General features: G+C 59.0%; 32 protein-coding genes. 10 read left to right on the forward strand and 22 right to left on the reverse strand.

The features are described from left to right. Positions 1–10 precede the first annotated feature (10 nt). From EYC79_RS13525 to EYC79_RS13540, 4 genes are all read left to right on the forward strand, one after another. Positions 11–529: a hypothetical protein gene (locus EYC79_RS13525; RefSeq protein ID WP_130978334.1), complete on the forward strand. Its 519-nt coding sequence runs from the start codon at positions 11–13 to the stop codon at positions 527–529. A gap of 50 nt (positions 530–579) precedes the next feature. Next, entirely contained in the window at positions 580–1233 is a 654-nt protein-coding gene (locus tag EYC79_RS13530; protein WP_130978335.1) for a hypothetical protein, read from the forward strand. Between the two features lie 213 nt (positions 1234–1446). Further along, positions 1447–2043 (forward strand): hypothetical protein, encoded by a 597-nt coding sequence (locus EYC79_RS13535; protein WP_130978336.1) that lies wholly within the window; start codon positions 1447–1449, stop codon positions 2041–2043. Positions 2044–2150: 107 nt separating this feature from the next. After that, complete coding sequence (locus EYC79_RS13540) at positions 2151–2714, forward strand: hypothetical protein (RefSeq protein ID WP_130978337.1); 564 nt, start codon at positions 2151–2153, stop codon at positions 2712–2714. Positions 2715–2755: 41 nt separating this feature from the next. Here the strand turns inward: EYC79_RS13540 and EYC79_RS13545 are convergent, their stop codons facing one another. From EYC79_RS13545 to EYC79_RS13610, 13 genes are all read right to left on the reverse strand, one after another. Then, positions 2756–3277: a virion core protein, T7 gp14 family gene (locus EYC79_RS13545; RefSeq protein ID WP_112358584.1), complete on the reverse strand. Its 522-nt coding sequence runs from the start codon at positions 3275–3277 to the stop codon at positions 2756–2758. A 3-nt stretch (positions 3278–3280) separates the two neighbouring features. Beyond that, a complete protein-coding gene (locus EYC79_RS13550; protein ID WP_130978338.1) occupies positions 3281–3739 on the reverse strand; it encodes a hypothetical protein in 459 nt (152 codons plus the stop codon). Beyond that, positions 3736–6351 (reverse strand): ubiquitin-activating E1 FCCH domain-containing protein, encoded by a 2616-nt coding sequence (locus EYC79_RS13555; RefSeq protein WP_130978339.1) that lies wholly within the window; start codon positions 6349–6351, stop codon positions 3736–3738. The genes EYC79_RS13550 and EYC79_RS13555 overlap by 4 nt, the downstream gene beginning before the upstream one ends. Before the next feature lie 4 nt (positions 6352–6355). After that, positions 6356–6937 (reverse strand): phage connector family protein, encoded by a 582-nt coding sequence (locus tag EYC79_RS13560; protein ID WP_112358587.1) that lies wholly within the window; start codon positions 6935–6937, stop codon positions 6356–6358. Positions 6938–7091: 154 nt separating this feature from the next. Continuing rightward, complete coding sequence (locus tag EYC79_RS13565) at positions 7092–7541, reverse strand: hypothetical protein (RefSeq protein WP_130978340.1); 450 nt, start codon at positions 7539–7541, stop codon at positions 7092–7094. Then, positions 7534–7977 carry a Bbp16 family capsid cement protein gene (locus EYC79_RS13570; RefSeq protein WP_130978341.1) on the reverse strand — a complete coding sequence of 148 codons (444 nt, stop codon included), beginning with the start codon at positions 7975–7977 and terminating at the stop codon, positions 7534–7536. The genes EYC79_RS13565 and EYC79_RS13570 overlap by 8 nt, the downstream gene beginning before the upstream one ends. Before the next feature lie 26 nt (positions 7978–8003). After that, the gene (locus EYC79_RS13575) at positions 8004–8999 is read right to left on the reverse strand and encodes a major capsid protein (RefSeq protein ID WP_062439585.1); all 996 of its coding nucleotides are present in this window, start codon (positions 8997–8999) and stop codon (positions 8004–8006) included. A 3-nt stretch (positions 9000–9002) separates the two neighbouring features. Beyond that, the gene (locus tag EYC79_RS13580) at positions 9003–9713 is read right to left on the reverse strand and encodes a hypothetical protein (protein WP_130978342.1); all 711 of its coding nucleotides are present in this window, start codon (positions 9711–9713) and stop codon (positions 9003–9005) included. After that, positions 9691–9987, reverse strand: coding sequence for a hypothetical protein (locus EYC79_RS13585; RefSeq protein WP_130978343.1), 297 nt, complete (start codon positions 9985–9987; stop codon positions 9691–9693). The genes EYC79_RS13580 and EYC79_RS13585 overlap by 23 nt, the downstream gene beginning before the upstream one ends. After that, the gene (locus EYC79_RS13590; protein ID WP_112358592.1) at positions 9984–11699 is read right to left on the reverse strand and encodes a portal protein; all 1716 of its coding nucleotides are present in this window, start codon (positions 11697–11699) and stop codon (positions 9984–9986) included. The genes EYC79_RS13585 and EYC79_RS13590 overlap by 4 nt, the downstream gene beginning before the upstream one ends. A gap of 1 nt (position 11700) precedes the next feature. Beyond that, on the reverse strand, positions 11701–11916 hold the full coding sequence (locus EYC79_RS13595) for a hypothetical protein (protein WP_112358593.1): 216 nt from the start codon (positions 11914–11916) through the stop codon (positions 11701–11703). Between the two features lie 329 nt (positions 11917–12245). Beyond that, positions 12246–13757, reverse strand: a complete 1512-nt coding sequence (locus EYC79_RS13605; protein WP_205654393.1) for a terminase — start codon at positions 13755–13757, stop codon at positions 12246–12248. Positions 13758–14308: 551 nt separating this feature from the next. Next, complete coding sequence (locus EYC79_RS13610) at positions 14309–14854, reverse strand: terminase small subunit (protein WP_130978344.1); 546 nt, start codon at positions 14852–14854, stop codon at positions 14309–14311. A 247-nt stretch (positions 14855–15101) separates the two neighbouring features. Between EYC79_RS13610 and EYC79_RS13615 the strand changes: the two genes are divergently transcribed. Then, positions 15102–15755: a hypothetical protein gene (locus EYC79_RS13615; protein ID WP_130978345.1), complete on the forward strand. Its 654-nt coding sequence runs from the start codon at positions 15102–15104 to the stop codon at positions 15753–15755. Positions 15756–16181: 426 nt separating this feature from the next. Next, complete coding sequence (locus tag EYC79_RS13620) at positions 16182–16628, forward strand: hypothetical protein (RefSeq protein ID WP_130978346.1); 447 nt, start codon at positions 16182–16184, stop codon at positions 16626–16628. Between the two features lie 204 nt (positions 16629–16832). Here EYC79_RS13620 and EYC79_RS13625 read toward each other — a convergent pair whose 3' ends face one another. The 9 genes from EYC79_RS13625 to EYC79_RS13655 all read right to left on the reverse strand — a co-directional run bounded on the left by EYC79_RS13625 (position 16833) and on the right by EYC79_RS13655 (position 20126). Beyond that, on the reverse strand, positions 16833–17393 hold the full coding sequence (locus EYC79_RS13625) for a hypothetical protein (protein ID WP_130978347.1): 561 nt from the start codon (positions 17391–17393) through the stop codon (positions 16833–16835). Positions 17394–17414: 21 nt separating this feature from the next. Then, positions 17415–17576: a hypothetical protein gene (locus EYC79_RS23465; protein ID WP_165457035.1), complete on the reverse strand. Its 162-nt coding sequence runs from the start codon at positions 17574–17576 to the stop codon at positions 17415–17417. Continuing rightward, a complete protein-coding gene (locus EYC79_RS13630) occupies positions 17573–17917 on the reverse strand; it encodes a hypothetical protein (RefSeq protein WP_130978348.1) in 345 nt (114 codons plus the stop codon). Before EYC79_RS13630 ends, EYC79_RS23465 begins: the two co-directional genes overlap by 4 nt. Continuing rightward, a complete protein-coding gene (locus EYC79_RS13635) occupies positions 17914–18552 on the reverse strand; it encodes a hypothetical protein (protein WP_130978349.1) in 639 nt (212 codons plus the stop codon). Before EYC79_RS13635 ends, EYC79_RS13630 begins: the two co-directional genes overlap by 4 nt. Beyond that, complete coding sequence (locus EYC79_RS13640; RefSeq protein WP_130978350.1) at positions 18545–19075, reverse strand: DUF1376 domain-containing protein; 531 nt, start codon at positions 19073–19075, stop codon at positions 18545–18547. The genes EYC79_RS13635 and EYC79_RS13640 overlap by 8 nt, the downstream gene beginning before the upstream one ends. After that, positions 19029–19235 carry a hypothetical protein gene (locus tag EYC79_RS13645; protein WP_113227624.1) on the reverse strand — a complete coding sequence of 69 codons (207 nt, stop codon included), beginning with the start codon at positions 19233–19235 and terminating at the stop codon, positions 19029–19031. The genes EYC79_RS13640 and EYC79_RS13645 overlap by 47 nt, the downstream gene beginning before the upstream one ends. 357 nt (positions 19236–19592) lie before the next feature. Next, complete coding sequence (locus tag EYC79_RS23920) at positions 19593–19727, reverse strand: hypothetical protein (RefSeq protein WP_280956476.1); 135 nt, start codon at positions 19725–19727, stop codon at positions 19593–19595. Further along, positions 19724–19954 (reverse strand): hypothetical protein, encoded by a 231-nt coding sequence (locus EYC79_RS13650; RefSeq protein WP_130978351.1) that lies wholly within the window; start codon positions 19952–19954, stop codon positions 19724–19726. The genes EYC79_RS23920 and EYC79_RS13650 overlap by 4 nt, the downstream gene beginning before the upstream one ends. Continuing rightward, positions 19947–20126 (reverse strand): hypothetical protein, encoded by a 180-nt coding sequence (locus EYC79_RS13655; RefSeq protein ID WP_112358602.1) that lies wholly within the window; start codon positions 20124–20126, stop codon positions 19947–19949. The genes EYC79_RS13650 and EYC79_RS13655 overlap by 8 nt, the downstream gene beginning before the upstream one ends. A gap of 419 nt (positions 20127–20545) precedes the next feature. Here EYC79_RS13655 and EYC79_RS13660 point away from each other — a divergent pair, with 419 nt between their 5' ends. The 4 genes from EYC79_RS13660 (at position 20546) to EYC79_RS13675 (ending at position 22670) form a co-directional block, all read left to right on the forward strand. Then, positions 20546–21145, forward strand: coding sequence for an XRE family transcriptional regulator (locus EYC79_RS13660; protein ID WP_062427854.1), 600 nt, complete (start codon positions 20546–20548; stop codon positions 21143–21145). Positions 21146–21381: 236 nt separating this feature from the next. Further along, positions 21382–21750 carry a hypothetical protein gene (locus EYC79_RS13665; protein WP_130978352.1) on the forward strand — a complete coding sequence of 123 codons (369 nt, stop codon included), beginning with the start codon at positions 21382–21384 and terminating at the stop codon, positions 21748–21750. Positions 21751–21762: 12 nt separating this feature from the next. Further along, positions 21763–21975 carry a hypothetical protein gene (locus tag EYC79_RS13670; RefSeq protein WP_130978353.1) on the forward strand — a complete coding sequence of 71 codons (213 nt, stop codon included), beginning with the start codon at positions 21763–21765 and terminating at the stop codon, positions 21973–21975. A gap of 26 nt (positions 21976–22001) precedes the next feature. After that, positions 22002–22670, forward strand: coding sequence for an outer membrane protein (locus tag EYC79_RS13675; RefSeq protein ID WP_130978354.1), 669 nt, complete (start codon positions 22002–22004; stop codon positions 22668–22670). Positions 22671–22762 lie beyond the last annotated feature (92 nt).

Genomic DNA, 22762 nt, shown 5'->3' on the forward strand with positions numbered 1-22762 from the left:
AGCCAGATCCGTGGCAGCACTGCTTGTTTGCCTCTCTCTCGCCGGCCCTGCATGGGCCGCCTCTTCCGGCGAAAACGATACCCCTGCACGAAGATTGAAGGGTTGGAACATCGGTGAATGGAGGGAGACCGGCGGTTGCTATTTTGAGGCACCCTTTGAAGGAGCATTGTTTTTGCGCGTGGTAACCTACGTTCAGGCGGAGCAGTCGGGATACATGTTTACGATCCACAGTAAAAACTGGACGTCAATCGAGAACCGTCAACACTATCCGATCATCGTCCAGCTCGGCGATCACAATCCTTGGGAATTCAATGCAATAGCGAGCGTGGCCAAACCGATCTATATGCTCGGCTCTCTGACCCGCAGCGAGAAATTTATGGATCAGCTCAAGAACAGCGACGTTCTTCGCATTTCTTACAACAACAAGATCGTTGCAAGGCTTGAACTGAAAGGCGTCTCGGGTGCCATGGCGGACGTACTCGAGTGCCAGAAATACATGCAGCCGTCGCTACCAAAGAGCAGCCAGTGATGTTTGAACCGCGATGGCTGCAAGCGCCAATTCTACTCCGAGCCCTGCAAATGGCAACAATCGCCGCCCTTGCATTCCAACCCGTCACGGCGCGGGCGGAAGCAACCCTTTGGGGATTTGTCGGTCATTGGTCCGTTTACACTGACGCAGTCGACACCCTTGGATGCTACGCCGAACGGACCTACAGGGATGCTACATTCCTGACCGTCGGCCTCTCCCGTCAGGCAGGAGATCACTACGTCTACCTCACTTTGGCAAACGCGAAATGGACGTTTCTTAAAGAGGACAAGGCCAACACGCTGCGCCTTAAGTTCGGTTCCAGTCCAACAATAAAGTTGAGCGCAAAGACGATCGTCGCAGGCGGGGTTCCGCAGATTTTGGCGATTATCGATAGGCTCGATTTTCTCGACGAATTCCAGAAGCACGACACCTTGCGCATCAATCTGGACGGCTCGGATGTTGCAACGCTCAAGCTCGATCGCGCCACGGATGCGTTTTCCGAAGTGCGAGACTGCCAGACGATGATGACGGAAGGCACCAAAAGGTCGTTGGAAGCGGGTAGCGATCCTTTCGCCAAAACGCCATTGGCCGAGCCACAAGATGATCCCTTTGCCAAGCCCTCATCCCAGACTTCGCCGGACGATCCTTTCGCCAAGCCGCCTGCATCAAGCGCATCTGACGACCCTTTCGCCAAAAAGCCATGAAGCGGTAACCATCTGACGCGACGCCGATATTCGCGCAATCTGGTCAACACCCTCAGCCCGAAAGTATTGAGCTGACGGGTGAGATCATCCTCTGCGCAACCTATCGGACGCAAGACGCTTCCAAGGCAAAACCACTCGACAGGCATTTCGACTCATGCACAAATGCGCAAATCTCACCACCTTGCCGATAGCCAAAATAAAGCAGGCCCTCACATGAAACAGGCAATCGCCGCCCTCCTCCTGGCCTGCATGCCTTTCGCCGCCGCCGCGCAGGACGCATCAAAGGTAAAAGACCCGATCCTTTGGGGCGAATTTGGCACCTGGACGGTTCAGATGGAACCGGACCTTGGTCATGCTTGTGTCGTCGCATCCGAGTTTGACACCGGTCATGTTCTGGTTTTTGGGCGCTATTTCAAACCGGGTAAGCCCGGATTTTTCATTTCCTTTCAGAACGAGAAATGGAAGTCATTGGTGCATAAAAAAGTGTACTCCGTCAGTGTCGGCTTTGATGAGAAAGAAACCTGGGACACAGAGAGCGGAGCCTACGTCCAGGGATCCACCCGTAGACTTGCGATGAAAACAGTCGCGCGCGCTTTTTTTGATGAGTTCAAGTCCAGCAAGACCGTCAAGATGTTTTACGAGGGCAAGGAGATCGCTCGACTTTCCCTGAGCGGCGTCGAAAAGGCTGTAGAACAAATGGACGCCTGTCAGAAGACGACTGACGAACTCTTGAAAACCTCAAGAACAGAGTCCGACACATCCGATCCCTCCGCCAGGAAACCGTCTTCACAAGATCCCTTTGAACCGTGATCAAGATAGCAGTAGCCTCCACGTGCAGTCGATGAACGCAATGGTCAAACAGAGCTCTCACAACCACATCCGGCAAAACAACCATCCAGCATGATCAGGCGAAAGACATGGACAGGCTCCTGAAACGCACCCTCCTCGCCGCATGCCTTCTCTATGTGCCATTCAGCCCCAATGCCGCTCCTGTTGAATGGGGAACCTTTGGTAACTGGTCGGTGGCCGTGGAGCCCGATCGGAATTTTGGCTGCTATGTGGCGCTTCGCTCCAAGGGCGATACGATCCTGCATTTCGGCATGGATCTCGCAACGGAATTTCCAAGATTCTATCTTCTGTTGAGGAACGAGAAGTGGAAATCACTGGAAGACGAGAAGGTCTACCCGCTGCTCTTCACCTTCGATTCAAAGGTACCTTTGGAGGTGGACGCCATCGCATCGGTGAGCGAGACATCGCAAGACCTGAGCGTCGGGAAGATGGGCGGCAAATTCATGCTGGAGGCTCAAAAAAGCACTCAGTTGCGCGTGACCTATGCTGAAAAGGAAGTCGCAAACTTTCAGCTCGAGGGAGCAACCCAGGCGGTTTACGAAATGCGCGCCTGCCAGGACGAGACTGAAAAAATGCTCCGCAAAAGCGCCGAAGATGCAAAGCAGCAAGACCCCTTCGCCAAGACGCCTTGACGGCTGAAGGGCTTCGAAAAGCCCCGACCAACAATGGGCGCTCATCCCGTCCCCGGTTTCGGCTTGAACAACGGACTATCGCCAAACGTCTTGCTCGCTCCGGTCAGCAGCGTGCCAATCGCTTTCAGGTTGCCGCCCTTGCGGGTGTTCTTGGCGTTTGCCCGCGCCAGGCTGGCCTCCGCCCGGCCATTGGCCGCCGCCACATCGAAGTCATAGGCCTCGTTTGCGGCGTTGCGGCGAATGGTCAGCGCGTCGATCTCGCCAAGCGTTGCAGTATCGACCAACAGATCCAGCGGAGAGCCGAAGGTCAGGTCCACACCATTGGCGGCCATCGCTGCCCTTTGCTGGCCGGTAATCTGCGCGGTCTCCTGGCGCTTCTTCTGCTCTTCCAGCTTGCCGCGGTCCAGCGCATCACGCGCCCGCCTCTCGGAAAGCCGCACATTCATGTCCGTGACTTTCGCGTTATATTCGGATGCGGCGGCACTTGCCTCCGCTTCCTGTTTTGCGCCGGCCGCACCAATCACGGTCGAGGCGGCGCCAAGGATCAGACCAAAATCACACATGCCTCAAGCCTTCATCTCAAAAATACGAAAAGGGCGCTGCTCATAGCCAAAGGGCTGCGGGTCGGAAAGCGTGAAGCCCAGCCATTGCAGCCACCGTTTGGAAACCACATTCCGGTCATCGACGACATTCTGCAGCAGCGTGTAGCGCTGCCGCATCTCGGTCACCCAGTGGAGAGAGCCACGCAGAAAATCGCGCGCGTGCCGCTCCAGCGCATCGGTCCCCAGCAGCCACGGCGCACCGGTCCGGGTCAGAATATTCGTCGTGCCGCAGCCGAACATCAGCTCCGGCACATCGTCGAACAACACGGTATGGGCAAAGTCGGACAGCTCCAGCGAATGCAACAGCGCAGAGGCCGGTCCGCGTCCCACGGCGGCGAACACCTCCTCGCGGTCGGCCTCACGCATCCGCGGCGCAATCACATCCACATGGTCGATGCTGGCCTCGATCACCCGAACCGTCACGCTGCCACCCTGAGATCCGGCATGATGGCCAGAACCGTCATCGGCAGCGGATCGAACTGCTTGATGATCATCGTCCCACCCTTCGTCCAGTCCGCCGTCGGCGTCAGTTCCACATCGCCGGTCGCAAGGCGGATCGCCTCGCTCCAGTTCTCGAACTCACGCTGCTTCAGCTCCACCAGCGCATCCTCGGCAGGCCCGGCCCAGATACCGCGGGTCTTTTCCACCCTGAGCGTGATATTGGCGATCGCCTTGTTCCTCGCCTGCACTGTGCCGAGCTCGCCCACATTGCCGAGATCGACATCAAGCGTCCTCAGCTCCGCCTCATAAGGCAGGCCCACATGCACTTTTGAGGCGGCAATCGGCAGCGTCACCGTGCCATTCGTCACCACCAGATCGCGCACCACATTGCCATCCGCCAGCGCCACAAGCGTCTTGCCCTCCATGTGGTGAAGCCCGCGCATCGTCTTCGTCGGCGTGCCCTCATAGGAAAGCCCGCTATCGACGAAGAACGCATCTTCGGACACCGCAAAGAGGCGCGAATGCATTCGCTCGATGTAACGCTGCGACTTGCCATCCACCGTCCGGCGAATGACGAAATAGACCGCGTCCTCGTCGCCCTCGGCCACCACATTCACCGCCTCGAACTGACCGTCCGTCTCATGCCGCGTCCACGCCCACACCTCATGCTCGCGCATATAGGTCAGGCTCACGCATTGCCCATTGTCCAGCACCACCCAGACGATCGAATAGGGCGACTGCGCAAAAGCCCAGGACACCACCTGCCGGCCTTCGAACAGATGGCGCGACATGATCGTCAGATCCTGGCCAGTGAAATTGTCGTTGGAAAATTCATAGGAATAGTCGCGAATAACCCCGCCCCGCGCCAGCGCAAACAGCATCACGTCGCCCACCGCAATGGGCTGCAACCAGGATGAGCCACGGTTGCTCTGCTTCTTCACCACCATATTGGTCGGCGTCATAATCTCTTCACCGCTACCGGCCACATTGAACTCGTTGGCCGTGGTGAAGACCGCCATGCCGCGAGACTCGCTGATGGCGCGGATCTGGTTCTTCTCCTTGGAGCGGATGCGCAAGGTGATGGCGTCGCTTGCCTTCACCGGCGAGGCCGCGCCGAAATTCTCATAATTGGCGGATTGCCCGAGCCAAAGCCCCGCCGGCACATTCGCCGTGCCGCCCATGGCAAGCCGCTGCTCGTAGAAATTCACGCAGGCCGGATAATTGCCGGCACTGTCAAACGGGTTGTATCCCTCCTGCGGGCCGCTCGCCAGATCCGGCGTGATATTCTCGTCGGTGAAGCTCGTCGTCTCGGTCTTGCCCACATAGCCATAGCGGCCATTGTCCAGCCGGTAGACCACATAGCTTCCTGCCCCAGGCGTCGCTGTCCAGAACAGCGCATTGCGGTTGCCGCGATAGACCATGTCGTTGCGCAGCGTCGCAGGCTCGGAGGGCAGGCTTTCTTCGCCCGTCTCATCGGAGATGGCCGCCACCACATATTTCATCTCCTTGCCGTAAACGATCGCCCCCGTCACGCCCGTCGGCACCGGCGGCGCGCCAGCGGCAGAGCTTGCTGGAGGCTGTTTTCCACTGCCGCTATTTTCCGTCTGGCCGAATTCGGCTTCGAGAACCGGCGTCTCCGCCAGCAAGCCGTCGCCGCTGTCGGTGCGGTACACCCTGTAGAGGCTGGCACCGGTCGCGGCGTTCCACGTCAGCCGGATGCGCCGGCCATCCTCGTTCTCATACTGCACGTTGACCGTCACCGTGGCAGAGGGCGCGCTCTCTGCCCCCGAGGCGCTGACCGACGTGATCCGATAGGACACGTTTGCGGTTGCCCCACCTTTCCTCTTGAACACCGCATTGCCAGTCACCCCCGTCGGCTTGGCAATCTGCGGCACAAAGGTCAGCGGCGAAAACAGCCAGTTGGCGTCGCCAAGCCTGGAAAGCTTCATCGGCGGATGTGCCTGATGCGTCAGATACATCACATCATTTTCCTGGGCAAAGACCACGCGCCGCAACTCGTCCGCCGTATAGGGCGAGGCAATCTCGTAGACGCGCCGCGCCGTACCGCCACCCGCATAGGCCGGCATGCCAAGCGTGGAGAGAGCCACACCCAGCAGGTCCTCCAACTGATACGTATTGGCCGTCACATTGCGGATAATGAAATTGCGATTGTTCAGCTCACTCATGCCGGCAACGCCGGACAGGAACACCTCGTCGCCATTCGCAAAGCCATGCGCTGCGGACGTCACCACGCCATTTGCGGCAACGGAGATACCAGTGATCGCCTTTGCCGTTTCCAGCACCGGGCTCCCGGCGCGATAGACGCGCATCTTCAGATGGGAGAATTCCAGATTATAGGTCTGGTCCGTCTCCGCATCGAAAATGAAGGGGAGCAGAATGGCAAAGCCCGAACCCCGCGTCCGGCCAATGAATTCAAGACCGCTGCGGTTGGAAGCACCGCCATGCGGATGAATGAAAATGTTCTTCGCCACCTTGAGACCGGACCGATATTTATCCACATCGACCCGGGCCCACAGCGCCGGGCTCAACTCGCCGGAGGTAAAGGCCGGCTGCATCATGCGCAAAATCGCCATCGCCTCAACCCCGTGCCGTCATCAGCGTGGAACTGTCGGTCCAGCTCGATCGATTTTCATCCGCATCCGCCTCCTTCGCCGCCTCGAAAGACGAGGCCGCAATCTGGTAGGCATCCTTGCGGGTGGACTGGTCGGAGGTCAGCGGAATGGCGATCTTGGCCGACAGCGCCCAGCTCAACGCCTCTTCGAAAAGCGGCGGATAGCGCGCCGGATCGTCGAACTGCCGCACGAATTCCAGCTTCGCCGGAGACTGATCGCAAAAGATCAGCCCTTCGGTGGCATGATAGGCCACATCGTCTGCATCGCCAGGCAGCAGCACCGCTGGTACGATGCGCAGCGGCTTCAAACAATTCTGCGGTCGCGCATAGGCGTGGCGCCAGCGCTCGGGGCGCGGATTGGCAACCTCCGCCAGATCGACCATGGTCTTGGCAAATTCCCATTCATAGGATTGCAGCAACCGGTCGCGCGTCAGCGCATAGTGGAGCTTGCAGGTGCGCGCCTCGGTCGATGGCTCGTCTATGTCGGAAATGGTCTTCTTGCCGATATTGGACAGCGCAATGTTGCAGATGCTGGTAACGGATGACATTCGCTTCTCCAAAATAGAAAACCCGGCTCTGGATTGAGCCGGGTTCAGGATGCGGTATGCAGCATTCACTTTGGGTCATCCTCGGGCTTGACCCGAGGACCCATCTTTCAATGGGCTTATGGAGGCAGGCCAGTCCTTCAACTGACCGCAAACATCACCCCTGGCTCACCTTGTCCTCAAGTGCGGCAATAATCTCCGCCTTGGTCGAAGGCGTCGCCTCGCCCAGAAGCTTGCGCGCCGCCGCCTTGAAGGTCATGAACTCGACGCCCGGATCGCCCGCCATCTTCACCACATCCGCCGCGGTCTTCTCGGCAGAAGCAACCGGCGCATTGCGCGTCAGCCGCTCAATTTCGGCGTCTTTCTGCGCAATCTCGGCCCGAAGCGCCTCGATCTCGGCATTGTCGACATGGGCGGTGCCGATTCCCTGGCGATGATCCTCCGCCCGCTTGCGCGCCGCCGTCTGCAGCGCCAGCGCCTCTTCCGGCGAAATCTCGCTCATCCAGAAGGGCGAGAAATGCGCCTCTGTGGCAATCTCGAAAACCTCGCCCTCTTCGCGAAAATGCCCGTAGACACCGGCCCGGGTCGCCATCACGGTCTTAGTCATAATTATTGTCCTCCGAGGCGGCCACCACACCGGCGGTGATCTTGCCCGCCGTCAGCGGACCGGTCGCAACCGTATAGGCAAGACGGGCAAAGCGCTCGTCGGCGCCGCGCGGAAAGAACTCCAGCGGAAAAACATAGCCCGCTACAAGCAAGGCCTTGGGGATCGCGCCGGAGGTCCAGGCCACGCGGGGCGAGGAGAACGCCTCATTGTCGTCGGTCTGCAGATCGACGGTCAGCGTCGCCGCACCGGCGGCAAGCGCCGTCTCCACCATCTGCAGGCGAAGATCGACTTTCTTGCCGCGGCCTAGATCCTTGCGGATCGCAGCAGCTGCACCCACGGGTTTGCCCGATGCGCCGAAGTCGATGACATTGGTGGATACGGTCGAAGCGGTGATCGCCTGCGCATCCGAGAAGAGATTCTGTGCGTCAAAAATCATGGAGTGTCACCTGTTCCAGACCGTCCTCAGACGATCTGCCCTTCTGTTTCGAGAATATTGTCGTCGCGGCGGATCGGATGCCCAAGGAAGGAGACGATCGGCTTGCCCTGGCTCTGGTCGAGCGTCAGGTTTACATTGGTGCGGTTCATTGCCTGCTTGTGCAGGAAGGTCTGCACCGTCTTGCTGGCATAGATCACCGTCTTGCCGTTCGGCTGGTTCGGGTTCTGCAGTGCGTAATAGCCGTCGATCATCAGGTTGATGAGATCGGCACCGCCGGCCGTCGGGTTGGCGCGCAGATCGGAAATATCGATATTGGCAATACGCGCCACACCGCGCCAGTCGCGCACCGAAAGGCCGATATCCTGCTGGAATTTCTCGCGGTACACATCGTAGAGAGAGCCGTCGGGCAGTTCCTTGGTGGTCTTGCCCTTGTCCTCGCGCTGCAGACCGGCCTTCGATCCTTCCGGATAAAGCAGGTGCACGGAATCCTCACCCCAGGTCACGAACCAGATGGAGGTGTTGTCCGAACCCGTGCCGCCGGCATCGACGATCTGGCGGCCATTAGCGGCGGATTTGGAATTGAAGCGTGCATGCAGGCCGGTAAAGCGCTCCGGGTTCACGTCGATATCGCCGTAATAGACAGTGGAGCCCAGCATGTTCGCCATGCCCGCAATATGGGCCTTGGCTTCATTGAGCCGGAAACGCGCCGGGTTCTTGGCGATTTCGACCAGCTTGGCGTCGACTTCGGACCAGTCTTCCAGCATGCCGGTCGCGTCCTTCACCTGCGCCGTCGTGCCCTTGGTCGGCAGAACGCCCTTGTAGAGCTTGCGCCAGGTGGGAACGGGAAGGCCGGTGCGCACCGTCGTCAGATGCGACGAGCCCATATTGCATTCGAAGATCGGCGCGTCTTCATACATCGCGTTGAACTGCACCAGCATGTCGATGATGGTGGAAATGTCGTCGCCCCAGCCCTGCTTCTTCAGGTCGGAAAGGGTGGGATACATATTGCCGATAGTGGCCATGTGTTAACCTCGTGTCGTTGATGTTGTCGCTCCATACATCGCCTGTTCGGGCGAGGTCGGAGGGGCTGCTGCGGTTTCCGACGATGCGGGCTTGTCATCACTGAGAGCGTTGCCGACACGGGCCAATAGCCGGAAAAGTCCGGGATGGTTGCCAATCCCGATTTCGACGAGATCGCGGCGGAGAGCATCGTCTCCGAACGTCGCGATCACGCGGTTTGCGTTGTTGAGGCTGGTTGCCAGATTGTCGCCGCCAAAGTCCCGGTCGGCGCGGATTTCCTGCTGCCAGTCGGAGGTAATCTTCTGGTGGCGCTCGCTCAGCGCGTCATATTCAAGCTTGCGCTGCTCGGCGATCACGCTGGCCAGACGGCTCGCCTGGCCATTCGTCAGGCCAAGCTCCTTCATCACCGGGGAGGCGCGGTCCAGCAGCGCCCGGTCGAGTTCGATGCCGCCATCGAGCTTGATGTCGTATTCGCCATTCTCCGGCACCAGATCGGCGGGGTCGCCCGGCTCGGAGACAAGCTTGTCGCCCTGCCCTTCGCCACGCTCTCGCCCTGCCCCATTCTGACCGGCAACAAGCGGCTCCGCCGCCCCGTTCAGAAGCGTCGCATCGGCGCTCTCATTGGCGTTGGCATTGCCGCCATGATCCGGGGCAGCGCCCCAATCGGTATGGCCTTCCGGCGCAAAGGCGGCGCTATTCATCCACTGTCTCAGCATGCTCTTCCCTCTTGCGCTTTTCCGCGCGTCTGTGGGCCTCGATCATCATCTCGGCATAGGCGGTGGGTTTGATCTGGTTCAGCTGGTCGATGATGGTGACGCCGATGATCCGGCGACCGATGTGAATGCCGGTCTCGCCATTCACCACATGCGGCGCGCCATAGACGTTGCACTGGCAAAGCACCCACCAGAGAAATTCGCGCGCACGCGGCTCCGCCAGCACGAACTCGGTTGCGAGATCGAGCGCCTGTTCCTGCACTGTTTTGGCTGTCATCCGGCAATCCCAAGCTTGCGCAGCAGTTCCACCGGCCCGCCATTATCGTCGGTGGCGGAAAGCGCCTGTGCCGCCTGCGCGCCATCGCGCAGTGCAGGCGCCAGCTTGGCGGCGGCTTCCGTCGCTTGCGCGGCCTGTTGCTGCTGTGCCCGCTCGTCACGGATCGCCTTCACCTTGTCGTCGGAACGCACGATGGTGGAAACAACACCGATCGCATCGCCATATTCATCGATCGCCTGATCGACATCGAGCTTGTCCACCGCGTCAGGTCGCGCACCGGCAAGATTGCCGACGAAACTCACCATGCGCTCGATAGAGCCGGTCGAAACCGCAAGCTGCGCCTGGTAGAGCGTCGAGATATTGTCGACATTCAGCTCCTCGCCCTGCAGATCCTGCGGCGCGTCCGGCAGCTCGTCGTCATCGTCTAGCTGATAGAACACCCAGTCCGCCAAGGGCTGGATCAACTCGTGATGCTGTCGCTCCACCGTCGGTCCCAACTGCTGAAGCTGTTCTTCCTTGCGCTGCGTCAACTCGAACTGGTTGCGCGGCTGCACGCCCTCCATGGTGCTGATCGCCATGAAGAGATCGGCGTAAAAGGCCCGGTCCACCCGGCGCTTCGCCTCATCGATATCGGCCGCCAGATCGCCCAGCGGCACATTCACCTCGAAAGCGCGGCGATAGGCTGCCGTGCCAACACTCTGCTCGTCCACGAAAGTCACGGTGCCGGGCAGCGAGGAATTGCGCTTGTTGCGAAGCGACGTCGGCGCCACCAGCGGCGGGCGCACCTGATGCTCGATGCCCATGCCCTTCCAGCGCTGTTCGGTCTGCAGCATCTTCACATCCGGCAGTGCATCCATACCGGGACAAGTCGCGGCATAGACGTCTTCGCCCACCACATCCCAGCGCGGCGCAATCAGCGGATTGCGATCGAAGCCGCTCACTTCCAGCATCTTGTCGCGGTCCTGGCCCGCTTCCCAATAGTTGGACATGAAAGGCTTGTTCGCCTTGGTCGGGCGGGCGGGATCGCGGGCGGAACGTGGCTCGATGGCGTTGAACACCTCTACCACCTCGTCGTAATTGCCCCGATCCCAGAGGTTCTTGATGGTGGAGGACACGTTCGACCAGTCCATATCGCGGGAATTGGGCTTTGCCACCCAGCGCCCGACGATCTGTTCCACCGTCATCCACACGCGCCGATAACAGGTATCGACCCGCATGCCATACTGGCTCTGCGCCAGCCAATATTGCCCGACCGGCGGCAAGATGCCGTGCAGGCGGCGCCCGGCACGCGTCAGGATCAGGCAGAACTGCCCGAACAGAAGCTCGTCGCCATAACCGGAATGAAGACAATTATATATATTCGAGACGGCCAGCCGCTCACGCGCCCGGCGTGTCGCCTCATAGAGATAGTCTTTGACAGGCCCGAATTCGCGCAGGTCCTTGTCCGTAATGCTGTAGCGCATCCAGGGCCGCGTGGGAGACGTCAGCCCAGCCTGCATACCCGATTGCGCCACGCGATGGGCAAGCTTCGGCGAATTGTCGATGATCTTCTTGTTGCCGTTGATCCCCTTCGGGTCACGGGCATCCCCCTTGCGGTAGCGACCGGGAACGATGAAATCGTTCAGCTCCTGCCACTGCGCCTCATAGGGGTTGCGCTCCTTCTGCAACGCCTTCAGGCGCCGCTCATGCCGTTCGCGGATCGTATCGGCCATATCAGCCTCCCAACAGGTTTTTCTTGCCGCTCGTATCCAGCGCACCCACGCCCTGAACCCCGGTCAACATCGTCGACGTCGCCGCCCGCAACCGATCCCGCGTGCGGCGCCCGGCCCCATTCACCGTCTGACTGTCCGGCTCGCGCTGCGCCGCATACTCGATCGGCAACTTCGGATCCTCCGGCTTCGCCACCTTGGGAGACTTGAAAACACACATCGCAAAACCTCGAATTGAAGACAGACAGAGCCAGCCCCGCAGTGCGGGTCGTTCGGCTTAAATTTCATGAGAACAATGAGTTGGGTGGAAGACCCCCCTCTGCCCTGCCGGGCATCTCCCCCTCAAGTGGGGAGATCGGAGTGTTGCACCGTCTTGGCCCAAACTACGGTCAGATGTGAAACGCGAAGAGCGCCTCTTGCCGATCTCCACCCTTGAGGGGGAGATGCCCGGCAGGGCAGAGGGGGATGAACGGCAGATCCAGAACGTAAAAGGGGTCGCCTCCATCATTCCTACCGCCGGACATCACAGCGCATCAGATGGCGCACACATCACCCAAACGGATTATACCCATCCCCACCATCACCATACCCGGTCTCCCGGCTATGATTATACCGCTCATCCCCCCGCCCCTTAGGAACGACAGGCCGGGCAAAGGTCAGTCCAAGCGCATCCGCACGGTTGGGAGAAGGAAGCCCCCGCGCCTTCATGTCTTCCTTGCTCTCGATCTGCAGCTTGCCATCCACGCGGGCCACAAGCTCAGGCCCGATCAGGTCGTGATAGAGAATGTCGTCGCGCGCATCGAGCGCGCCGCCCTGTTTCAGCCAGTCGCGCATGCCCTTCCACATTTCGGCACGCTTGTTGAGACAGCCGCGATCGATGCTCTTTTCGGCAAAGCTGACGAGCTGCCATGTGCGCCCCAGCGTCACGCCGGCGGAATAGATGCCGGTGCCATGGCCAAGATCGATGAACACCGCATCGGCCTGCAACTCATCCTCGAAGCGCGCCACATGGTTTGCCACCAGAATGTCGTTGTCGTTCTTCGGCATGGTCATCAAAAGTCGGGCATAGAGCCCCTGGCGCAGATAGATCACCAGCTCGTCGTCACCCGTCCAGGCCGGATCGACGCCGATGATCTTCGGCGCGAAATCATATTGCTCCTTGCGAAGATGCACCTTCTGGGCAGCATCCACATCCTCGGTGGAAATGAACTGCTTTGCCGATGTCGATGGAAACATGCCGCGCACTCGCACTTTGACGAAATCGCTGTCCTCGCCGTAGTCGCTGACCCATTCGGCAAGTTTCTTCTTGTTGGTACCGGGCACCGTGCGGCTGTCGATCTGCCGCCTGATCCAGCGCCGGCGATGCCGGCGGAAACACTCGCGAAACCGCCCGGTATTCTGCGTCGGATTGCCAAACACGATCCAGATGACGATGGTGTTCTCGTCGGTCAGCGCGCCTTCGGCCACTTCCCAAACACTGTCGGTAATCTTCGACGCCTCATCGAACATCAGAACGATAATCCGGTCCTTGTTGTGCAAACCGGCAAAAGCCTCGGTATTGTTGGCAGACCAAGCGACGAAATCCAGCCGCCACAAATCCGCGTGTCCCCGATCGCGCGACTTGATCGACATGGCCTGCGTCTCGAACCAGTGGCTGGTGATCGAGGAGCGGAACCACTTGCCCACTTCCGGCGATGTCTTGGTGCGCAACTGCGTCTCGGTATTGGCGGTCACGACGATCTTGCAATCGGCAAAACACGACATGGCCCAGTTGGCCATCATTCCCATCTGCGCCGATTTGCCGATCCCGTGGCCGCTCGCCACCGCAATCTGCAATGGCTGGTAGCGGTTCTCGCTGTTCAGATGCTGACGGATCTCGTCATTGATATCCGCCTGCCAATCCCGCGGCCCCGCGATACCGTCAAGCTCGCCCTCACCCCAATCCCACGCAAACCGCGCCCAGCCTTGCGGATCATACTGAAACCGCGCCGCCGCCTCGATAATCTCTGCATCGAGATCGGCATCCACACGGCCCTTGCTCGCCTGCTTGGCATTGCCCATGAACGATCTCCCGGCAAAGCCTGCAATGTCTGGAATTGAATGTCATAATCGGCGCGCACTTACCCGATTGAAGCGGGTCGCAATCTTTCCGATCACACGGCGCGAATAATCCGCTACAGCGTCGTCTAGATTCAAAAAAGGCAAAGCGTCCTTTGTGCGTCCAATAGGACGCACGGCGGTTGAGCTGGATATTCAGTCACATTCAGCCGGACACTCTGTCACTTATCACCTCCGCACGACGTTGCGATGAGCTCAAACCTCTCCTCCTCCGTCATCCTCGGGCTCGACCCGAGGATCCATGAGCCGCACTCTTAAGCGCGTGAAAAGATGGATCCTCGCCTCAAGAGCGAGGATGACTCCGAGAGGTTTTCCGCCTTCGACCAAAGGGGCTGTTCTCAACTGTCGTTCCAAGACCCTATCCAAGGTCACGAGGCCCGAAAGTCAAAAAGCGTCGTGCAACGGAGCCACAGACAACGCATTTCGACGCAGACGCCGCCCGCCAACACCCCGACCGACCGGTGCCGTCAAATCAACAGCGACAACAAAACCCGTCACTCCAAAACCCGCGCCTTGGCCCGCGCCAACCTTTCGGCCAGCGACCCGCTGACCTCGACCTCGACCTTCTCGCGAAACGCCTGCACATCGATATGCTTGCCGATCAGTTCCAGCCGCTTGATCCGGTCGCTAAGCTTCACCTGAGACACCCGCCCGATCGCCTCGCGGCTCTCGCCACGCCCTTCGAACAATTCCTTGACCTCAACCGCCGCAACCAGCCCCTGCCGCCAGATCAACGGCCACTGATCGACCGGCTTCAGCCCGCCATTCTCATCATAAAGATCGGCAATATCCGCCAGCGCCTCTTCGGCCAGCCGCGACAGCAACCAGTCCGCGTGGATTTGCGTGCGCTTCGAACGCTCGAGCTTCGCCTTGTCGATCGCAGCCCTGATCTCGGCATTCTGCATAAGCTTCCATGACGTCTTCGTGGGGGTCGAGCGGCTATACCCCGCCCGGATCGCAGCCTGAGTGGCGTTCAGATCGACCAGATATTCCTCAACAAAGGCCTGCTGCCTCGGGGTCAATGGCCGTGGTGTTTTCATGGGAAGTCGTTCTCTGCATTAACGTGTCACAGGTCCTGTAATGAAGTTTTGACTCAACGAATCCGCTCGGCTTTATGCGCGAAAATTTCGCTTGACACAACCTAAGAGATTGTAAAGACTATATTTTTTAAAATTACTTGAGAATGTAAAAATAGCTGAGTTAACTTTAGATAAAAGATGCATAGCGATCAGTTGACGCGTCAGGAGAATCAGTAAAATCTCGATACGTTATTTCGGGGGATTCAACATGAACATCAATTCTATCTTTAGCATCATAGCAACTGCAATCTTAGTTGTGGGCTGCACTAGTAAAAATGTGTTTCTAACTAAAAATCCAATAATAAGAAGCACTGCTGCGGCTCAGGCTTTAGGACCTGGCGCGATTTCTACTGCGCTGGTGATTCCTGGAACAATTCAACCAGGTAGGATTTATCATGAGGGTGTGAACGGCGAACTCTTCGAAATCTGCGAGAATGATATCAGAGAACAAAATGCGCTGAAGGCTATGAAGATTTCGACCGTTACAAGACCTAAAGACGAGGTTGAGGATCAGGTTTATCAATTTAGCGTAGACTTGCCGTGGGTGGGGAAAGCTCGTCCCCCATATGAGCGCGTCAAGGTTACAGGATATGCTGTGTCTAAGATCGCTGAAATAGGCAACGTGCCTGATTACGTACTACAAAACGTAGCAAAGAATTGTAGAAACAAGGTATTACCGCGCAACCTACCGTATTTCGTGACATCCGCAGTTGCGGTGGCGGATAAAGCAGAAACGTTCTCGCGCAACTTCGTAGATTCCGCGCACATCGCAATATTTGAAATTGGTGGCAGCGGGGAAACAAAAGGCCCAGTCAGATCGGACGTGATTTTCGCAACCGACGCACGAAAATATGAAAGGTAGTCTTGCCCCAATTAAATATATCTAATTAACCGTAGGGAGCTTGCGTGGATCCGAGTTCTCACGAACGGCTTCCTGCGGTAACCCCAAGATTTTCAAAGAAGACAGCAGAAAACCGCTGCCAGGGAGGCAATCCAAAAACGCAAAAAGCGACCCGAAGGCCGCTCCCAAATACAATTCTTCGAATATGAAGACATGTCACTTATCGCTGTTTCGGGAAGAAAAGTCAAACGATAAAATCGCTCCGGGCAAAAAAATATAAAAGCCAATTTTCGTCCTGTCCTGTCCGCCATTGGCGGTCCTTGATCAACGGCTCGAAGAGCGAAGCGACTTGGTCAATCGCGCGAAGAGCCGCCAGCACGCCGCGCCGCTTTGGCCCGGTTGACAGAGTATTTCTACCAATGCGACGTTGGGGCGCGGGGGGATACCATGACGACACTCAGGGTCTATGACCTCAACCAACACGTCCTTGCCCTTGATCTCAAAGACTTGCTGCGGCTCTTAGCACCCCGTTCTTTACAAGGACGCTGGGTCGTCTCGACAGTCAAGTCGTCCACATCGGGGCACGAGTGGTTTGAGGCTACCGGTGAAGGGGGCGAACAGCTTGAGCGTTTGGCGCAGGACGATGTCCAGCTTTCGGGCTTTGATTTGGCCGCCTTAGCTGAGAAGACCCTGCAAGTTATCTGGGGAGAGTTTGTCGGCTTGGAACCCACCCGTTCAGACAAACGGTGGGTGATCATCCGGGCCGTTGACAGCACTTTCTATGAGATCGATTCGGATGATGAGGCGGTGCTGAACAAGATCAGCTCGACCTATAAAGACGTCCGAACTGCGGAGGCTCCGATTGAGTCGTGGCCCTTGGTCAGCGATGAATGATCGCAGCCAGTCGCGAAAGCAGCGTGAGCCAGTAAGGCGACGGACGACCTCGCCATGGTCAAAACTCCGCCGCCATGATGGTCGGGCTTGACCCGACCATCCCTCTATCACTTACGCCATGAAGTTTCAGGCCTAGCCCAGGAGCATAAGGCCTGCAAATATCGCGGCGGCGCACCAGCCGCGAACGCCCCTTCTCCCCCTCCATCACACCCCAAAAAACCGCGCCAGCACATTGCACACCACGCGCAGATCCCCAAGCATATGGTGCTGCCGCTCTCCCTTGATCACGCAGAAATCCAGCGCCGCCCAAAGGTTTTGGCGAAGCTCGTTCTGTGCGGTCTGGATGGTCTTGCGGCAGTCGTCATAGCGGGCAATCACCGCCTTGCACCATTTCTCGTAATCCTCGCTGATCGTCTGGGAGGGCGTGCTGCGCTCACTTTTGTCGCGCTCGCCATCCGGCGCCTTGATCGCCATCATGTAGGATTGGCGCAGTTCCAGAAACCGCACCGCGCCTTCATACTGGTCGTCGCTCAGACCATCGCGTTTGCCGAGCATGTTCAGCGTGCCGATATAGGTTGCTGCCCGTGGATCACGCGCTTCTTCGACCGTCACGCCCATGCGGCTTGCCCGCGCCTTCAGCGCCACGCTGTCTGCCGGCGCATGGGCACGGCCGGATCTTGAGATACGACCATTCGGCTCACGCGCCACATTGATCACCTTGCGCCGTCCGCGCTTCTGCTTCAGTTTTTCGGCCTTGCTGGTCATGCTGCTGGTCCTTTTCCGTTGTTAATCGCGCGCCAGGATGCGCTTGATGTCGTCCATGCAGGCCGATGCACCGCGGCCTTGCTGATACTGGTCGAGAATCCGGTGGATCGCCGTTTCCCGCTTCTTACGTTGCGATGCCGCCGCCTTTGCCTGGTGGATCGCCTCTGGAAATGCGCCGGTCACGCCCCGCCCTCCAAAGCTTGCGCCTTCGCCTTGCGGTAGAGATGCAGAATGGAGGTGTGGTCGCGGCGCATGAAGCGGGCGATCTGCGGGTAGGTCTTGCCCAGCGCATCGCGAAAATGCACCACCATCTCCATCCGGATCCTGACCAGCCAGCGCGCCCGCACATCGCTGCGCACCAGATGCAGCGTGGCGTCGGGGTATTTCTCAAGAAGGTGACGCGCCGCGTCCGCCATGCTGTCACGCGCGCGGTATTCCAGCGGGCTGACAAGCCGCATGAAGCCGTCCACGCGGTTGGTCTGGATCAGGGTGAAATTCAGCTGTGTCTGAGGATAGAGGCTCATCGTCTGTCGTCCTTGCCGATGCGTGTCTTTGAAATCTTGGAAGGGTGCTGCGGCGTCTTCTTCATCGCATCCAGCGTCGCCTGCACCTGCGGATCGAGAGAGCCATGCAGGAACCCGACCCTCGCCGGGGCGCCTGCGCGCGCCTCCGCCACAATCGCCCTCACCCGCGCCTTCACCGCAGGATCAGCCCGCTCGATGGCAATCATCGCCCGCCGTTTCTCATCCGCCGCACGGTCGAACAGCCGCGAGGCCTCGATGCGCAGCGCACAGCGTTCGGCATGGAAAGGCGCGATAATGGCTCTGGCCTGCTTGCCGAACTCCGCACAGGTAGGCACGAACTGGCCGGTATGGTTGGCAACCCGCCCGGCGATGAAATCATTGGCCGCCTCGCACACCGTCCATTCCGGCAGATCGGCGCAGACACCGCGAAACTCGCGGCCAAACGCCGCCACATCCACGCCCGGCTGCGGGCGAAACTGGCCGATCAGCCGAAGCGCCGTATCGCGAATGGTCTCCGGCGCGGCAGGCGCAAGCAGCCGGTCGATTTCCTGCACCCGCAGGGCAATCTGCCGTGCACGCTCACGATACCGCTCCGGCAGCCGGTCGAACTGATCCTTGGCAATGAGGTCAAACATCCTGAAACGCCTCCATCAACAAATCGCGGGATGATTTTTTCGACGCGCGAGCGCCTTTGGAAAAATCGCCAGATTTTTCTTCTATGGGTGTGACTCTGGAAGCAGAGCCTTCGCTGTGCTTTGGCAATGCCTTCGCATCGCCTTTTTTCTCGCTTTTCCAGCGGGTTACGGCGCTATCTCTGGCTTTCGCCTTGCGCTCCATGGCCTTTTCGCGCTCGATCCGCAGCCGCTTCTGCACCCATTTTTTCCGCCGCTTGTCGAGCTTCCAGAACGCCATCACCACCGGCTTCATCGCCCGCCACTTGGCCGGCGAAACCTTGGCCTGCAGCGCCAGAAGTTCATCATCATCGGCCAGCGAACAATCGGGGGAGCGCCACGCCTGGAAGAGCAGCAGCAGATAGGCGCCATGCTGCTCGGTGGTCAGATGCACCGTGTCGGCCAGATAGGCATCGGTCCAGAACGGCATGAAAGGCAGGTTAGCCATTGGCATTCTCCGCGCGCATCGGCGGCGTGCCCCAGGCATCCTTGGCCGGGTGATACTTGATCACCGCCACATTCGCCGCCCGGCTTTCTTCGCGAAGCCGCGCAAGCTCATTGTAAACATCCGCTTCCGTGCGCCCCAGAATGTAGGCGATCTCGGCCGTGTCATAGCCGGAGCGAAAAAGTGTCAGTGCCTTGCTCATGCGTGTTCCCGCTTCCTCGCCATCAGGCGGCAAAGTTCGCCTGTCGTCTGAACCGCAGGCGCAGACTTAAGGCACGTGGTATTGGCAATGGTGATATCGGCCGCACCTTCAGGGTACGGCTGAGAGTTTTCGGGCCGAAAGGCCGGCGCTCCGCGCTCGATTTTTCCCGACAAACGCCTCGAACCGTCTTCTCGAGACGGCAAAGGCTTCAAGGATTGGATGGTTGGGCTGACGGCCCGGGAGGACAAGCCGTCAGCCCGTTTTTGATCGCCAGGGAGGAGACGCGATCAAAACCTTCGATCCAGCGGCAGAACCGCCGAAATCTCGAACTCAGTCATGGGGCAAACACTGCAGCCATCAGGCCGCCAGTCGCTCGCCATTGATGCGGTTGACCTCGCAAAGAAGCTCGGCCTCGAAAGCCTCGAAATCGAGGCTCACATCCTCATCATCATCGGTTGCCACGGGCTGCATGTTGCTGTTGCATTGGGTCATAGCCGCGCGGCCTCCTCGATGGTCAGCAACTCGCAAACCGGGCGGGCAAAGGTCACGGTGATCTTGACCAGCGTATTCCAATCCGGCCCGCGCTCGATCAGGTCGTGCAGCTCGTCCAGTTCCTCGATCGCGTGTTCGACATCGACGATACCGGCCTGGCTTCGATATTCGGCAACCGCCTTCCAGCGCGCCACGGCGAAGCCGGGTCTGTCCAGAACATCAGTCATCATTCTTTCCTTCCCGGATTTCGACCGGCGTCACCGTTCCGCACCTGTCGCAGAACCGCTCGATCTGGTGTTCGATAGAAAGCGGGCGCCGGCATTCGCGGCAGCCGATATAGCGTGTCTGAAACGCGGCGCGGCGCGCCTGCGCGGATGCTTCGATACGGACAGAACTCATGCGTGCCGATCCTCCTTGAAGGTCAAAGCCCGCCTTTGCCTCGCCCCGATGCCGGGAGCGGCCAGCGCGGCGAAGGACGCATCGGTCCTCCGCTTCGCTGCCTGCCGCTCGCCAAAGACATCGGGGCGCAGGTCCAGACGAGGGACAAACCCATCCCCCGCCATTCGCAAGACAGACACCGTCTCAACCGCGACAGCCCCTTTGGCGCAGACCTCTCGGGCCGCCACCCTTGACCGGCAAACGAACGGCTTGAAGCCGCTCCCTGCCAAGCCGGGTCCGACCCGGAAGCCATCGGCCTCAGCGCCCGGTGCGATGTGATGACGAAATTTGTTCATACAAGGAAACTAGTAAAAATTGGGACATCCGTCAACTAGTTTCCTTGTGTGCGTTTCCACAAGTGTTCTGGTAGAAACTAAGCCATGGGAATTATTGGCGAAAATCTGAAATCGATCAGGAAGATCAAAAATCTTTCGCAGGCGAAAGTTGCGGAACTGTCGGGTGTGAGCCAGCAGCTCATCTCGCAGCTCGAGACTGGCTTGACTGAAAAGACCACTGAACTTCCCGCCCTTGCCCAGGCGCTCGGCGTCAGCGTCCACGAACTAGACCCATCCTACACGCCGGATGCCGAAGGCGTTCCCACCCTGATCGTGCCCTATCTCGCCTGGGTCAGCGCCGGCGCCATGATCCGCGATGACATCGCCGACGAAGCCCTTGGCCTCATCCGCGTGGCGGATTTACCGGCCTCGGGAGACTGGATTGCCTTGAAAGTCAGCGGCGATTCCATGGACAGGATCTCCCCGCCCGACTCCATCATCTTTGTCGATCGCAACGATCGCAACCTCGTTCCCAATGGCTGCTACGTCATTTCGGACGTGGAAGGCAACGCCACCTATAAGCGCTACCGCTCCGGCCCCATGCGCTTCGAGCCCGTCTCCACCAATCCGCAGCACGAACCGATCTTCCCGGACAACGACCCCATCATCGTCGGCCGCGTCCGCCGCTCGATCATCAACATGTAAGCCTGCTGGCAAGGATCACCTCGCCGCCAATCCGACACCGATCGTCACAGCCACGGTCCGTTTGACCAGTCAGCCATCTGCAAACTGATTCTCTCTTTGTTCCCGCAGTTACTAGTTTTCTTGTTGACGTAAATACTAGTATAATAGTAGAAATGGATCTGTGCCCGACAGGTGAACTCGCTTTAAGGGGAGTAACCCGGCCCCTGAGAAGACAGCGACGATGAGGATCATCCCCCATGACCACGCCTGGCTACATCATCGGAAAAGACGAAATGCTGCTGATTGCCACCCGCTGGCGCGATGGCGATACGGTTCTTCTGGAAATGCCGGTGCGCCTCTATAAGGCGGAGGAGATCCAGGCCCTGATCGATGAGACCACCTCGCAAAACTGCACGGTGATCAGCGTCGATCTCTATGACGTCACCGCCAAGAAGGCCATGTCCATCGCCGATGATTTCGATATCCGCCCTTTTGCTGAGCGCGAGGAAGACCGAAAGGAAGGGGACGCGCGCGACGAGATGGCCGAGCAACGCCGGCTGCGACACGGCACCGGTCTCTACAACACGCTGAACCATATGCAGCAGGGCATCCAGTCGCGAGCGTGAAGCCCATGGGCCATGAAGGGACAGACGCCCGGTATCGCCGGAACGCTTTACCGTTTTGAATCGGCGCATCGTGCCTTTGCGAAAATCGAGCCCGATTTTCGCGCCGATGCTGTAGCCCTGAAAAGAGCGGAGTGGCACGCCACCGCGCTCCAAGCTGCAGGCCGCAAGATGTTTCTGTTGTTGCTTCGGAGTTACAGCATTTTGCCGCCAATAGGCTATCGATAGCGCCATTGAACCTCAGAGTGCTTCCGATGAAAACCACTGTCTTTGCCGCCGCCGCTTTTATTCTTGCCGCAACTTCCGCAATTGCCGCGGACGCCGTCTCGGACGTTCCCGCAGCGCCGGTTGCCCTCGACAACTCTTCCTTCTCCTGGAGCGGCTTCAACGCGGGTATTCAGGTTGGATATGGCTGGAACAAGAACGATATTCTGAGCATCGCCCCGGTCGGCACGGTGAATGCTAATTTCGACGACGGCCTGATCGGCGGTTTTGCCGGTTACAATTATCAGTTCTCCAACAACTGGATCGCAGGCGTCGAAGGTGATTTCGAAGGCAACCTGGGCGGCGGCAAGCTCACGGTTCTCGCACCCGATTTTTACGAATACGGCTTCGATTGGCAGGGCTCGGTCCGCGGCAAGGTCGGCTACGCGGTTGATCGCGCTTTGGTCTATGGCACGGCCGGCTGGGCCATCGGCCGCGGCTACCTGACGGTGCCAGGTGCCGGTACCCAGAAGGAAAACTTCTACGGCTTCACCGTCGGCGCCGGCGTCGATTACGCCTTCACCGACATGATCTTCGGTCGCGTCGAATATCGCTACACCAATTTCGGCGACCAGAATTTCGACTACGACGCCGGCCCACTGCTGAACTCAGACATCGACCAGCACGGTGTCCGCCTCGGCCTCGGCGTAAAGTTCTAAACCAATCGGCTGTCCGGTGACGTGCGCCGGGTAGCGGATGCTCTCAGCGGAACCGCGGCACACCCCAAGACGCGACACGGATCTGGGCCACA

This window comes from Agrobacterium cavarae, from assembly GCF_004310285.1.
GTDB classification, from domain to species: Bacteria; Pseudomonadota; Alphaproteobacteria; order Rhizobiales; family Rhizobiaceae; genus Agrobacterium; species Agrobacterium cavarae.

Bases quoted from the DNA above. Each gene is read 5' to 3' on its own strand.
- EYC79_RS13530 (WP_130978335.1), top strand. From the start codon at position 580: ATGGCAACAATCGCCGCCCTTGCATTCCAACCCGTCACGGCGCGGGCG.
- EYC79_RS13535 (WP_130978336.1), top strand. From the start codon at position 1,447: ATGAAACAGGCAATCGCCGCCCTCCTCCTGGCCTGCATGCCTTTCGCC.
- EYC79_RS13540 (WP_130978337.1), top strand. From the start codon at position 2,151: ATGGACAGGCTCCTGAAACGCACCCTCCTCGCCGCATGCCTTCTCTAT.
- EYC79_RS13545 (WP_112358584.1), bottom strand. From the start codon at position 3,277: ATGTGTGATTTTGGTCTGATCCTTGGCGCCGCCTCGACCGTGATTGGT.
- EYC79_RS13555 (WP_130978339.1), bottom strand. From the start codon at position 6,351: ATGGCGATTTTGCGCATGATGCAGCCGGCCTTTACCTCCGGCGAGTTG.
- EYC79_RS13560 (WP_112358587.1), bottom strand. From the start codon at position 6,937: ATGTCATCCGTTACCAGCATCTGCAACATTGCGCTGTCCAATATCGGC.
- EYC79_RS13565 (WP_130978340.1), bottom strand. From the start codon at position 7,541: ATGACTAAGACCGTGATGGCGACCCGGGCCGGTGTCTACGGGCATTTT.
- EYC79_RS13570 (WP_130978341.1), bottom strand. From the start codon at position 7,977: ATGATTTTTGACGCACAGAATCTCTTCTCGGATGCGCAGGCGATCACC.
- EYC79_RS13575 (WP_062439585.1), bottom strand. From the start codon at position 8,999: ATGGCCACTATCGGCAATATGTATCCCACCCTTTCCGACCTGAAGAAG.
- EYC79_RS13580 (WP_130978342.1), bottom strand. From the start codon at position 9,713: ATGCTGAGACAGTGGATGAATAGCGCCGCCTTTGCGCCGGAAGGCCAT.
- EYC79_RS13585 (WP_130978343.1), bottom strand. From the start codon at position 9,987: ATGACAGCCAAAACAGTGCAGGAACAGGCGCTCGATCTCGCAACCGAG.
- EYC79_RS13590 (WP_112358592.1), bottom strand. From the start codon at position 11,699: ATGGCCGATACGATCCGCGAACGGCATGAGCGGCGCCTGAAGGCGTTG.
- EYC79_RS13595 (WP_112358593.1), bottom strand. From the start codon at position 11,916: ATGTGTGTTTTCAAGTCTCCCAAGGTGGCGAAGCCGGAGGATCCGAAG.
- EYC79_RS13605 (WP_205654393.1), bottom strand. From the start codon at position 13,757: ATGGGCAATGCCAAGCAGGCGAGCAAGGGCCGTGTGGATGCCGATCTC.
- EYC79_RS13610 (WP_130978344.1), bottom strand. From the start codon at position 14,854: ATGAAAACACCACGGCCATTGACCCCGAGGCAGCAGGCCTTTGTTGAG.
- EYC79_RS13615 (WP_130978345.1), top strand. From the start codon at position 15,102: ATGAACATCAATTCTATCTTTAGCATCATAGCAACTGCAATCTTAGTT.
- EYC79_RS13620 (WP_130978346.1), top strand. From the start codon at position 16,182: ATGACGACACTCAGGGTCTATGACCTCAACCAACACGTCCTTGCCCTT.
- EYC79_RS13625 (WP_130978347.1), bottom strand. From the start codon at position 17,393: ATGACCAGCAAGGCCGAAAAACTGAAGCAGAAGCGCGGACGGCGCAAG.
- EYC79_RS13630 (WP_130978348.1), bottom strand. From the start codon at position 17,917: ATGAGCCTCTATCCTCAGACACAGCTGAATTTCACCCTGATCCAGACC.
- EYC79_RS13635 (WP_130978349.1), bottom strand. From the start codon at position 18,552: ATGTTTGACCTCATTGCCAAGGATCAGTTCGACCGGCTGCCGGAGCGG.
- EYC79_RS13640 (WP_130978350.1), bottom strand. From the start codon at position 19,075: ATGCCTGGGGCACGCCGCCGATGCGCGCGGAGAATGCCAATGGCTAAC.
- EYC79_RS13645 (WP_113227624.1), bottom strand. From the start codon at position 19,235: ATGAGCAAGGCACTGACACTTTTTCGCTCCGGCTATGACACGGCCGAG.
- EYC79_RS23920 (WP_280956476.1), bottom strand. From the start codon at position 19,727: ATGACCCAATGCAACAGCAACATGCAGCCCGTGGCAACCGATGATGAT.
- EYC79_RS13650 (WP_130978351.1), bottom strand. From the start codon at position 19,954: ATGACTGATGTTCTGGACAGACCCGGCTTCGCCGTGGCGCGCTGGAAG.
- EYC79_RS13655 (WP_112358602.1), bottom strand. From the start codon at position 20,126: ATGAGTTCTGTCCGTATCGAAGCATCCGCGCAGGCGCGCCGCGCCGCG.
- EYC79_RS13660 (WP_062427854.1), top strand. From the start codon at position 20,546: ATGGGAATTATTGGCGAAAATCTGAAATCGATCAGGAAGATCAAAAAT.
- EYC79_RS13665 (WP_130978352.1), top strand. From the start codon at position 21,382: ATGACCACGCCTGGCTACATCATCGGAAAAGACGAAATGCTGCTGATT.
- EYC79_RS13670 (WP_130978353.1), top strand. From the start codon at position 21,763: ATGAAGGGACAGACGCCCGGTATCGCCGGAACGCTTTACCGTTTTGAA.
- EYC79_RS13675 (WP_130978354.1), top strand. From the start codon at position 22,002: ATGAAAACCACTGTCTTTGCCGCCGCCGCTTTTATTCTTGCCGCAACT.